7 protein-coding genes are annotated in these 12762 nt (G+C 40.3%); all 7 read right to left on the bottom strand.

Translation table 11 applies throughout. The features are described 5' to 3' along the window. Window positions 1–193: 193 nt before the first annotated feature. The 7 genes from ABD769_RS04320 to ABD769_RS04290 all read right to left on the bottom strand — a co-directional run bounded on the left by ABD769_RS04320 (window position 194) and on the right by ABD769_RS04290 (window position 12735). Window positions 194–511, bottom strand: a complete 318-nt coding sequence (locus ABD769_RS04320; RefSeq protein ID WP_344849738.1) for a hypothetical protein — start codon at window positions 509–511, stop codon at window positions 194–196. 25 nt (window positions 512–536) lie between these two features. Further along, entirely contained in the window at window positions 537–1736 is a 1200-nt protein-coding gene (locus ABD769_RS04315) for a glycoside hydrolase family 27 protein (RefSeq protein WP_344849736.1), read from the bottom strand. A gap of 62 nt (window positions 1737–1798) precedes the next feature. After that, the gene (lacZ, locus tag ABD769_RS04310; protein WP_344849735.1) at window positions 1799–4963 is read right to left on the bottom strand and encodes a beta-galactosidase, LacZ type; all 3165 of its coding nucleotides are present in this window, start codon (window positions 4961–4963) and stop codon (window positions 1799–1801) included. A 651-nt stretch (window positions 4964–5614) separates the two neighbouring features. Further along, window positions 5615–7315 carry an alkaline phosphatase family protein gene (locus ABD769_RS04305; RefSeq protein WP_344849734.1) on the bottom strand — a complete coding sequence of 567 codons (1701 nt, stop codon included), beginning with the start codon at window positions 7313–7315 and terminating at the stop codon, window positions 5615–5617. 9 nt (window positions 7316–7324) lie between these two features. Beyond that, window positions 7325–9274, bottom strand: a complete 1950-nt coding sequence (locus tag ABD769_RS04300; protein ID WP_344849732.1) for a M60 family metallopeptidase — start codon at window positions 9272–9274, stop codon at window positions 7325–7327. Window positions 9275–9291: 17 nt separating this feature from the next. Then, the gene (locus ABD769_RS04295) at window positions 9292–11025 is read right to left on the bottom strand and encodes a LamG-like jellyroll fold domain-containing protein (RefSeq protein ID WP_344849731.1); all 1734 of its coding nucleotides are present in this window, start codon (window positions 11023–11025) and stop codon (window positions 9292–9294) included. A 27-nt stretch (window positions 11026–11052) separates the two neighbouring features. Continuing rightward, window positions 11053–12735, bottom strand: a complete 1683-nt coding sequence (locus tag ABD769_RS04290; RefSeq protein WP_344849730.1) for a DUF5008 domain-containing protein — start codon at window positions 12733–12735, stop codon at window positions 11053–11055. Between the last annotated feature and the right edge of the window lie 27 nt (window positions 12736–12762).

The raw sequence follows: 12762 nt of genomic DNA, 5'->3' as shown, positions 1-12762 counted from the left end.
TCTTTGTTCCGCATGGATCCATTGCCATCTTTATGGCCCCATGTTAAACTTATAATCAGTACAATAGAGGTTAATGTGTAGAGCATCGTTTAGTTTATTTGGTTTGTTACCTTAAACGGGTGCTCCGATAAAAACGCTACAATTACTAAAAAAAACTTATAAAGCTGACCAGTATTCCACAGGTTTAAGCAATTTAGAATTTAATCTTTAACGTGCATTTTTTTCGGTTTTCATCGTTGGTCAAGCCATCAGGCAGGGTGATGCGCAACCCTTTTGTATCCTGCTTCCATTTTATTTTAAACCCTTCATCCTCCATAAACAATTCTTTTACTTTTAAAATGGCTGTAGACAGCGACTTAATAATCAGTTCGCCATAATTGAATTCCAAGAGTTCGATATTGAGTTCGTCTGCTTCGCCGGAGTAAAAGATAATTGGATTTACTTCATAAATATGAAGCTGATTACCGCTTTGCTCATCGGTTTTTAAAGCAATTTTTCTGCTTACAGCCATTTTTGATTGATTTAAGCTTAAAGTTTTAAACTTTTTTTAGCCGGAAAACTTTGGTTTCGTGAGCGGTCACTTCACCTGTCCACTTGTTATTTTTGCCAATCATTTTATGCTGCCATAAATCTTTAATTTCATATTGATCGGCTAAGCCCAGCTCCGCAAAATTTACTTTGGCATTTTGTGTGGATGCTGATTTATTTAAAATTGCAACGGCAAAATCGCCATTGGCCAACGGACGAAGAAAAACATCCCATATATCGGTTTTGATTTTTCTTTCGGCCTGTTTGCCCAAAACATCCTGATTTAAGGCAATTATTTCAGCATTGGTAAAAATATTTTTTGCTTCATCATCCATTTTACGGATATCGCAACTGGCATATAGCGGAGAATTAAGTATGCTATATAAACTCATCTGGCTCTGGTATTCGGCTTTTGTGCAGCCATTACCATTAAAAGCAGATGAAGGCCCTTTTGTACCATGCAATCCAGCCACCAACATATCGCCATCGTTCCACTTACCGGGACCTGAAAAACTCGCCAATCCCGCCATTTTATCAACCACGTTGTAAATGCCTACGCCTCCTTTCCCTTCAATATCCATCCATTTATCCCTGATATCAAAAGTGGTGCGCCAGCTTTGTCCGCCAACCTGTGCGCCCCAGTTCCAGGGTTCGCGTGGCCCCCACTCGCAGATGCCCAACACAATATCCCTTCCTGATTTACGCAGTGCCTTTGCTATGGTACCGTAACGTTTTTTAGCCGTTTCTACATCCTCAGGCGCATTGCAATAGTCGTATTTTAAATAATCGATATCCCAGGAGGCAAAGGTTTTGGCATCCTGTTCTTCAAAATTTAAACTTGCCGTATAACCGCCACAGGTTAAGGGTGCAGCATCAGAATATATACCCAGTTTCATGCCTTTACTATGGAGGTAATCGGCCAAAGCTTTAATGCCCGAAGGAAATTTCTTTGGATCAGCAATAATATTGTTTTTGTTGTCGCGGCCGCCCTGCCAGCAATCGTCCAGAAAGATATACTGATAACCTGCTTTTACCATTCCGCTGTTTACCATGGCATCAGCCATTTCTTTAATATCCTTTTCGTTCGGATTTTCTGACATGATGTTCCAGCTCATCCAGCCCATAGGCGGCGTTGCTGCTAATTTTGGCACTTGAGCATATACAGCAGCGCCAATTAAAAACATCAGAAGGGTTAATTTTAATTTCATAAGTAAATTGTTAGCAATGTAAAATGGATGATAGAATCACATCATCCATTTTACGTCATCCATTATTTAATCGGTTTAATATAATAACTATACTGGTAATCTTTAAATGGAATCTGATACTGAATTAAAGGCATGGAGCCCCAGCTGTCGATTCCCTGAACGCCCAGTTGCTGCAAATCCATATGTACATAAACCTGGTTGCGCTTTACCAGTTCGCCGGAGTGGTACTGCTTTTTCTCTGCTTCGGGATCAAGATCTTCTACGGCATAAGGCAGTGCATTAAAACTTAACAACTGATCTGCAAATTCGAAACGTAAACCTTTACCTGCTTTATTGGTGAAAGTTACCCAGCGTACTTCTGTTTTATTTCCACTCTCCTGCGGACGGGCGTAAGGAAAATACTGATCGGAAACGGTTGATTTATAGGTACCGATTAACGAAGCCGTTTTCCGGTCTGCATAATTCTCTCCCGGACCACGGCCATACCATTGAATATTGCTGAAATCGTTTTTCAGCTGCAGATCGTTACCGATGCGCATCAGGCTTTTATAATTACCGGTTACCGCTTTAAACTGATTGTTTACTTTGATGGTTCCATCGGCCAAAACATTAAATTCCTGCGTGGTTTCGGCATCGCCTTTCAATAAACTTGACTTAACGGTTAAGGTAAAACCATCAGCTGTTGAATTTACGGTAGATTTTATATTTGCTACATCGTTATCCTGATACACATTGCGCCACATGCGTAATCTGGTATTTAAACCCGCGCCGATGTCGTTATCGGTTGGTGCACGATAAAAGCCAGGCTGTGGTCCGGAGGCCAATAACTCCTGCCCTTTTGATAAATAACTGATTAATGTTCCTTTGGTTAAATCGAAAGTAATGGTAAAATCGCTTCCTTTAACTACTGCCCTATCGGCTGTTTGCTCAACTTTTAAAGCTTTTTTACCAGCAGCATAAACATTAGCTTTCGGCGTGCCGGCTAATGCAATCTGCTCGTAAGCAATCTCATAACCTTTTTCTAAAAATGGCTCAGGTGTTTTTAAACGGTAACGCACATTGAGGAAATATTCTTTTCCTGCAGCATAATTGGTTTTAAACGGTAAAGTTAATTGCTGTGTTTGGCGAGGACCAATATTCAGGTTGGTTACCACTCCTGTCTGGATTACTTTTCCATCTTCTACCAGTTCCCAGTTTAATTGTACATTACTGATATCTTTAAAGAAATAGCTGTTGTTTACATTGATCTGGTTGGTGCCGTTAAAGGTTGTTTTGATGTACTGATGTACTTTTTTCAATTCAACGGCCATTGGTGTCATCCCGCGGTATGCGGTTACCACACCTTTTACACAGAAATCGTTGTCACTGAAATTCTCGTCAACAGGACCGCTTAAAGGGAAATCGCCGCCATAAGCCATAATGCGTTTGCCATTTTTAACGGTATCAATCGCCTGATCGATCCATTCCCACACAAAACCGCCTTGTAGTTTAGGGTTATTTTCAATGGCATCCCAATATTCTTTAAAATTACCCAGACTGTTGCCCATAATGTGTGCATACTCGCTCATAATAAACGGACGGGTTTCTTTCTCCTGTTTTGAATAGCGCGGCAAATAATTTGGTGAAGGATACTGCGGAACGATCATATCGGTGTTGAAATCGCTCTCCGCTCTTTCGTACTGTACAGGTCGGATATCTTTTGCTTTAAGCCATTGGTAAGCTTCGTAAAAGTTAACACCATTACCGGCTTCGTTCCCTAAAGACCAGGTAATTACGGAAGCATGGTTTTTATCGCGCTCGTACATCCTTGTAATGCGTTCGAGATGTGGGTTTCTCCACTGTTTATCGTTGGCGAAAGTGGTTTCTAAGCTGTAATAACGTCCGTGCGATTCGATATTGGCTTCGTCAATTACATATAAGCCGTATTCATCACAAAGTTCCATCCAGTAAGGATCTGGCGGATAATGAGAATGACGAACGGCATTTACATTGAGCTTTTTCATCATTTCCATATCTTTTTCCATATCGGCGTGGGTTAAGGTATGGCCCTGGGTGGCATTATGTTCGTGCCTGTTTACGCCTTTCAGAAATACGCGTTTGCCGTTTACCAATAAGTCGCTTCCTTTAATTTCAACAGAACGGAAGCCGACACGTTGCGGAATAACCTCGATAATTTTATTGTTTTTATCTTTTAAGGTGATATAGAGGGTATATAAATAAGGGATTTCTGCAGACCAGTTTTTTACATTGCTGACCTGCGTTTTAAAAGAAAGATTGGTTTTATAGTTACCTAACACTTTTTGAAGCGTTGTTTCCTCTTTCCAAACCTTATTGCCTTTTGCATCAACCAGATCGAGTGCTACATAAAAACTATCGGGACGGCTGTGGTTGGTGCGCTGATCTATTTTATAATTTTCTACAGCTAAATCAACATTTAACAAGCCGTTGGTGTAAGTGGCATCTAGATTACCAATTACCTTAAAATCGCGGATATCCAGTTTTGGGGTAGAATAAAGATAAACCTCGCGTTCGATGCCCGAAATGCGCCACATGTCCTGGCATTCTAAATAACTTCCATCGCTCCACCTGTAAACCTGCAGTGCAATGGTATTTTCGCCGGGTTTAACAAATTTGGTGACATCAAATTCGGCGGCAAGCTTGCTGTCTTCACTATAACCCACTTTTTTGCCATTTACCCAGATGTAAAATGCCGATTTAACTGCACCCAAACTGATAAATACCTGTCTGCCATCCCAGTTTGCAGGAATATTGATTTTTTTACGGTAAGAACCTACCGGATTATTGTCTGCAGGAATATCGAATGGCGGGTTCATTTTTGCACCGGTTAACTGCCGGCCGGCAAATTCGTAAGGTTGATTTACGTAAATAGGCAGCCCGTAGCCATTCACTTCCCAATTGGCCGGAACTTTAAAATTATCCCAGGTTTTATCGTCAAAATCTACTTTATAAAAATCGGTTGGGCGTTTACGCGGATCTTTTACCCAGTTAAATTTCCAGGTTCCGTTTAAGGATAAAAAATAGGCTGATTTTTCTTTTGCTCTCTTAGCGGCCAGCTCCTGGTTTTCGAAGGCAAAGGCCGATGCGCGCATGGGTAAACGGTTTACCGAAACTACTTCTGGAGTTTGCAGCTCGGAAGGCAGATCCTGCGCGCTGATTTGCCCGGCGATAAATAATAATGTAAATAAAATGGTTAGCTTTTTTTTCATTTGTGTGTGTTAAAATTGGTCTCGTGGAACCAAATTACTGATGATTAGTTTAGGATGATGAAAATGTTTCTGCGCAAACGTTTGAGTTTTAAAGATGTTACGATGGGGTGAGTAGTGGTTTAACGTTTGACCATTAAGAATATTAATTTAAACTATGACAATCTTACGGGCATGATGCCGAAAGATTGCCAAGGTAAGTTTGATTAATGAATTAAGAACATTAGACTTTGGTTTTAGCTTTCACAATGACGAAATCCCAGCTTACTAATAGATTTAAAAAAAATGATATTTATTAAAAATTATAAGCAATAGACCCTGAAATGAATTTAAAGCGATCGCGATTACATATTAATTTAAACTTTGACAATCTTACGGGCATGATGCAGAAAGATTGTCAAAGTAAGTTAAGGAATTAAGAACATTAGACTTTGGTTTTAGCTTTCACAATGACGAAATCCCAGCTTACTAATCGATTTGCAATAGAACCTGAAATGAATTTAAAGCGATCGTGATAATCCATAGTAGTAAGATTGCTTCGTCGGCTGAAAAAGCTTTACCGCAATGATGATTTCTTACCAACTATTATCAGCATTAAACTAAAAAACCCTTTGCCACCTCCGGCGGCAAGGGTTTCACTAACTAAACTAACTACTATTTTAAAAATTCTAATTCGAACTGATTTAAGAAGGGGTTTCCATCTATACCAAAATCTGCTAAAATTTTGATATTCATCCAGTATAACATATTTGCACTAACGGTAGCAGGTGTTAATGCTATAGATTTACCCGAAGCATCAGCATCAGGTGTTACGGATGGTGGAGCATCGGTTCCCATAGCTTTCCAGGTAAAAGGGCCATATAAAGACATATCGTAGCCGCCCGGCGCTTTATTTCCTAAATAGGCATCGGTTCCTTCGTTATTTTGCCAATATCCAATCAGATTGGCATAATTGGGATGCTTGGTCATATCTTTTAAGCCAACATTTGCTTTTACTGTTGCAGCATCAAGTGCCGTATTAAAATAAGCCAGTTCTGCACCCTGAAAACTTAAACCGGTTCCGCCTGAAAACTGCTTATAGCCTAATGTTAATTTTTCTGATGTTGATAAACTTTTATGCGCACTAATATTTATAGATTGATTTGGGTTACCATCGGTATAAAGCGTTACTGTTCTGGTTGTTGCATTTACATATTTAACCGTCATGGTTAAAGTATGCCATCCGCCATCAAACACTACCCCACCGCCATTAACCTCCTGCCTGTTAATACCAGATCCGTTGGCGGTACCGCCAAAAGAAACATTCCATTTTTTAGAATCGGTTTGAAACCACATCCATCCTGTTTGCGTGGTGCCGCTGATTATGGTACTTTTAGATAGGAAACCAACATAATAATTCTCGGTATTAAATTTCGCCTGCATCTGCACGGTAAAATCTTTTGTTGATCCGGCATCATATAAACCATTATCATTATTAACCTGTGCGCCTATTGCGGTGGCATTAAACAGCGGAGTATTAAAGCCTCTTTTCTTTACTTCTTCTTCTTTTAAATTTTTATTTGAAGCAATTAAAAAACCAGATTGCGGATTTATACTACTGCCACCATGGATGGTAGTAACAATGACTAACCAATCTTCTGAAGCATAATTTTTTCTTGCTTTTAAAGCGGTTATGATATTGCCAACATACTCATCTGCCTTTAATATTGCATTTTTATAATTGCTGTTTGTTGCGATGAAACCACCGTTTAAACCTGCCGTTTCTACCTCTCTAAAATTAACAATAACTGCACCCACGCCTTCCTGCCTGGTTAAGATATTAACTGTACTGTCTTTAACAGCCACATCAGTACCCACCACAGGTGAAAAATCAGCATTTCTTAAATATCTCCGCAGATTATCCCATGGTGTAATTACTGCTGTTTTTGTTGATTTATATTGAGTAATGTAGTCTAAAACATTTCTATATGATTTAATTTCGGCATGTTCATCTGCATTAGGGTCTCTTAATCTTTCAAAATTATCGGTACCAATGGAGTGCTTGATGTAACTTACACCGGTTGTCATGGTTACCCAGGAAGATGCATCGTTACCTATTCCGCTTTTAAGCACTTCAAAAGAATATTTTGATGTTTTCTGTAACGCTGTTATGCTTGGTGGAGCGATGGTTTTAATTTCACTGCCGGTAACGCCATCGATACTAATGACTAAAACTTTGCGCTGTCCGACTGATTGTGGCTTTAATTCTTCATAAACTGCGGGCGGATTAGCATATTTTTTACAGCTGGTGTAACCCAGAATACTAATGGTACAAACACAAAGCAGTATCTTATATATTTTATTGTTGGTTTTCATAATGGTGCATTAAGGTTTGATCAGATTACATTCGGCTAAAGAGCAAAACACGGTGCTGGCGCCTGTTTTTATCAATACTTTTATAAATTTAGTGTTGACACTCCCCCCGGGAAAATTGAAATCGTATTTATTTGCATTCTGCGGTACTGTAGTGGTTCCTACGGATGTGTAACTAACATTATCATTACTTGCAAATATTTCAACATCTTTTATATAACCATTGTTGTTACTCGTTCTCTGATTAAATGTAATTCCTTTAACCGGTATAGCAGTACGGGTTCCGGTACCGATAATTACGGTAAAAGGAAAGGTTTCTGCAGCGGTTGGGGCCGGGCTATATTTAGAATGCCAAAATGTAGCCGTATTGCCATCAATTAAATTGGAACCCAGATCACTGGTGGTACTCTGCAAAGAACTTACTGAAATTACACGCGTCGGATCGTATGCGGCCGTTCCACCGGTTTTGTTTAGTGGATTATAGGTCCAGATGGCCTTATTTAACATTGGGTATTTAGCTGATACTTTTGCAATTACGGCATCACTAATCAAAATCCCCCATGCGTCGAAAAATGGGGCCAAATCAATTTTGGTATAATCAGAAAGCTTTTCGTAAACAAAGTTATGTTTGGTAATATCGTTGGTATTTAAACGATCAGCGTGGCGGGCTTCTTTATACAAATAAGTCATTGCACCATATCCGTATAATTCGAAAATTTGCACAAAAGGCGTCATTTTCATAAAGGGTGCTTCATCTACAGCATTCATCGCTGCATCGGTATCAAAATTTTTGGTTCCAACTGCTGTTGCATAAGCAATTGCTTTAGGAAAACCACTCGAAACCGCTGGATGCAGGATATTGTAATTGGCACCAATTCTATTGGCCACTTTAAAGCTAAACAGGTTATTGGTGGTTTCGCCTAAAGTACTCCAGCTCCAAACACTTCCTTGCTGACAATTGTGCCCAAATTCGTGATATGAACCCCATTGACCTTCGCTGGTGTTTAAACTTTTTACACTGGTAAAACTTCTGAACCATTCGCTATCATTGGTACCTACAAACGGGAATCCATTATGTCCGTATCCGTTAGTGAGCTGAATATCGAGCACGCCACGCCATTGACTTTGCGGACTACGGTCTCTGATATCCGGTGCATTATCTGATAAGCCCATCCAGGCGTTATAATCCAGATCAAAAACATCGTTCCACTTGGTCATGGCCAAAGTAGGATTGGTAAATGGCTCAGCAGAATTGAAGGTAGCCAAAACCTTATCTCTGGGAATAGTAAAAATTACACGTTTTGTTCGCAGCTCGAGCCATGGCACAGATGATGCTTTTACCCTGTTTATCCATTCTGTATCAGTAGATTGACCTAAAATAAAATCAGGCGATGCGCATGCTCCGGTTATGCTAAAAGTTACCGGACTTGCATAAGCAAAAGTTGCGAGGATGTAAATGTGGCCACCGTAAAGATTCCTGATATAATTTACACCCGAAACCAGTTTTTTCCTGTTGTAAATCACCGGATCGCGTAATAACGGAGATTTACCTGCCAGGTTATCGGTATGTGCACCAATCTGTACGGTTAAACCATCAATGCCGGCAGGAACCACAAGTTTGATCAACTCACCCGGAGCAGCGTAATACCCTGTACTATATTGTGGTGAGGGTGCTACGGAAATCCTTAAATTTTGTGCAGTTTGATCGGTAAAGTTTAAGTCTAAAGTAAACTGAGCATCTTTTACTCTCGGCTCTGATTGATCTACCAACCCTGGAAATACCCTTGCCTTGGCGTACATCGACTTATCGATCAGTTTCATGTTGGTATCGATGGTGCCGTCGGCTATGTTTTGAGAATCATCAGGATATCCATCCGGAACTTCATAGCCATACTTTTTACAGGCAGTAAATGCCACTAAAAGAGACAGGCCAAATATTTTAGTTAACTGATTAAATTTCATGTTATTAATATTTAAAGTTAATTAGTTGGTAATGCAACAGTTGGACTATACAACCTGCCTGTTAAACCCCATTGAGGCGAAACAGCAATATTTAACCAGTTGTAAATAAGCATTGGAATATCGACACCGTTAGGTACTGAAAGATAAGCTGCAGGTGAAATATCAGGTGAGATATTTGGCGAAATTTCTTCGAAACCTGCAAATGTTACGTTACTGCTGTAGGTAAAATTATTTCCTTTACCAGATTGATCGAGCATTTGGGTACCACTGGTTTCATTGCCAGGCCAAAAGCCAAGTAAGTTATTGTAAAAAGGTGTAGTTGTTTTAATCTGCGTCCTCATTACTGCAGCTACATCTGTTGCAGACATCGCTACGTTAAACAAGGCCACATCTCTGATTAAGATGTTGGTTTGTGTATCGCCATTGGTTCCAACGTCGCCGCCTAATCTGAGCGGGATGCTGTTATCAATGTTTCTTCCATTTACAGATCCTGAATACCTGGTTAAACCATCCACATATAAAGTAAGTGTTCTTACATTGTTTAATAAACCTATGGTAAAGGCTACGGTGTGCCAGCGTCCGTCGCGGATATCGATACCAAAGCCCGGACGGGGGTTGCCACCCCAATCTAACTGTGCAGAGTTTGCGCCGAACAAAAAGCCCCATCCGGTAGATGAAACCGAGTTAAAAGCGTTTCTTTTTGCAAGGAACATCGGATAGTAATTGGCCTGACCATAATCATCCCTAAATTTGAACATAAAGGTAAAATCGCCTGTGGTGCCAAAATTGCCGATTGAGGTGTTGTTTTGTATTGCTGTAACGTTCGAATTGGTTGTTGCAATAAAACGCGGACCAGTACCCACAAACGGATAGCTATTGGGATCTGGTTGTGAGATCATTACGGATGAAAAACGCGGGTTGTAAAAAGCGATATAGGCATTTCGCGACGGATCGTTAAAAATATTTGAACCTGGTGCGCCACCCGATGGACCACCGCCTTTATTTGATGCAATAACCACCAGCCAGTTTTCTCCTGAATATCCTTTTCTGGCTTTTAGTGCGGTTAATATTTCACCAATGTAACCATCAATACTTTTTATAGCGGCAGCATAAGCAGGCGTTGCAGCTGTATAGCCATTGGCGGCGCCAGCAATTTCTGCACTGTGAAACTGCGCGACCACCATTGATGGGTTATTGCTGCTTAATTCGGTAACTACTCCGGCTTTTACCGCAGCATCATCGGCTACGTTCTGTTTTACGGTTGCATCAGCTGCAAGTTTATCGTTAAACACTGTGGTTGAGGCGATTGAAACAGTCCGGGCATTATTTAACGAACTTTTAACCCGGGTAAAAATAGTAGGTGTATTTTGTAAGTTTAAACCGGCAAAATCTTCGGTTGTTACCTTATGCGTGGTATAATCGTAACCGGTTAACATGCTTGTCCAGGCTGATGCATTGGTAATTACATTGTATTTATTATCGGCCAAACCATCGTATGTGTAGGTAGCTTTTGCATTAATCTGAGCCAGATTGGTGGGCGCCAGTGCTTTTATTGCAGCCCCTGTTACACCATCCAATACAATGTATAATACTTTTTTTCCAGCACCTAAACCTAAGGTATCGTTTCTGAAACTCTGTGGCAATGTATTTTCAAAATCCTTATTACACCCGGCGGCCATAAGGAATAACCCGAATACGAGGCAAAGGCCCGGATATTTTAAGGTTGCAGTTAATGTAAATCCTTTTTTCATCTGTTATTATATTTGAAACTATATTGATCAATTAGCAAAATTGAGGCGTATGATGTTGTGTGGCAAAGTGCCATTAAAACGAAGGATATCGCCCACCAGAATCACCTTTGTACCTGTGGCAACTGTAGTTTCTGCCATGTCGTAAATTGCACCCTGAAAACCGCCCGTATTGTTGTAACCAACAGCTAAAGCTCCGTTGGCTTCTAAAACCATAAAACCCTGGCGCAGGTAATCGCCATATTTATTAAAAGAACCGCTTACAATAATTTTTCCGTTGTTAAGCTGGCCCACAAAGTTTGTGATACCGCCTGTTATGGGCTGGCCGGTAAAGGTTGTTACATTAGAACCATCGGCATTTAGCAGGTTAATACCCGAAGCTGTTTTACCATTAAAACTGGTAAATGTACCTCCCACTACAATTTTGTTGGTGGTGGCATTATATCTTATCGAAATAATGTCGCTGTTGGCACCTGAGCCTACATTAAAGCTGTTATCTACACTGCCATCAAGGTTTAACCTCACAATTCTGTTGGCCAGCGTTCCATTAAAGGTGCTGAATGTTCCTACCAGGATTAATTTCCCATCGCTCTGCATCATGGCATCTAAAATAATGCCGTTGGCACCTATTGCACTTTGGCGGGTAGATTTGTTGTAATGGAAGGTAGAATCCATGGTACCATCCATATTTACCCTGACCATCTGGCGCATCCGTGTATAATCGTACACTTTCTCATCGTAACTGGAATTGGGTAAGTACATCCGTTTGTAATTATTAAAATTACCTACAATGTACACCTGTTCGTTAAATACAAAGGTTTTTCTCACCACACCATCTACACCTGCGTTAAAAGTGGAAACTGTATCACCATTTTTATAGGTTTCCTGTGGTTTTGGGTTAATTACATCCCTGAGTATTAAACTATCCAATGAGCCATCGCCATTTAACCGGGCCACATTACTTAGGGTTTGGCGGTTAATACGTGTAGAGTTAAAGCTGGTAAAACTGCCGCCAATAATATATTTGCCAGCCTGTGATCCGGTTGAAATACGGGTAATTGAATAAATGGATTTATCGGCACCTCCTGCTCCTTTACCAAATTTAACCCCACTTGTAGTGTAGGCACCATCACCCGAAATTTGTGCGATCCCCCCGATAGGCAATTTTTCGGTTCCGTTTAATTCAAAATCATTAAATGCACCTCCAAGAAAATAATTACCGCCAGGTAAAGCCTCAATATCGTATATGGTACTGGAACTAAAACCATTGGTATTGTTTGTTGCGCCATTAACTACTTTCCAGCTGGCATCAACACTTACTTTACCACCCACTTTAACAACCGGACCAAAAAAACTTTGCCCCTGCGAGGTGATCCACATGCTGCCTGTGCTGGCCGTTAAAGGAACTTTGAACGTTAAGGTGCTATCGTTTGTAGATGCTTTAACCACTTCGGCTTCTATTTCATTTACAAATACTTTAAAATCGTTGATGTATTTGCTTAAGCCTTTTACCTTTACCGTTAAAACATCTCCGGCGTTTACCACATCTGGTTCGATCGTTTTAGAAACGAAAGTGAGATCCAGTGGTTTTTTACCGCCGGCATAAGGATCTTCTCCCAATCCTTTTTCCTTTTGGCAGGAAACCAATGCTGCTGTCAGGCATGTTGCCCCGAACAAAAACAGCTTAAATTTATATTTTATGTTAGTTAACATTTTTAGTCAATTTATGGATGAGATAAT

Origin of the sequence: Pedobacter jeongneungensis (assembly GCF_039538295.1) — a bacterium.
GTDB classification, from domain to species: Bacteria; Bacteroidota; Bacteroidia; order Sphingobacteriales; family Sphingobacteriaceae; genus Pedobacter; species Pedobacter jeongneungensis.
Note: the sequence above shows the minus strand (reverse complement) of the source record. Positions and strands in the feature narration are given on the sequence as shown.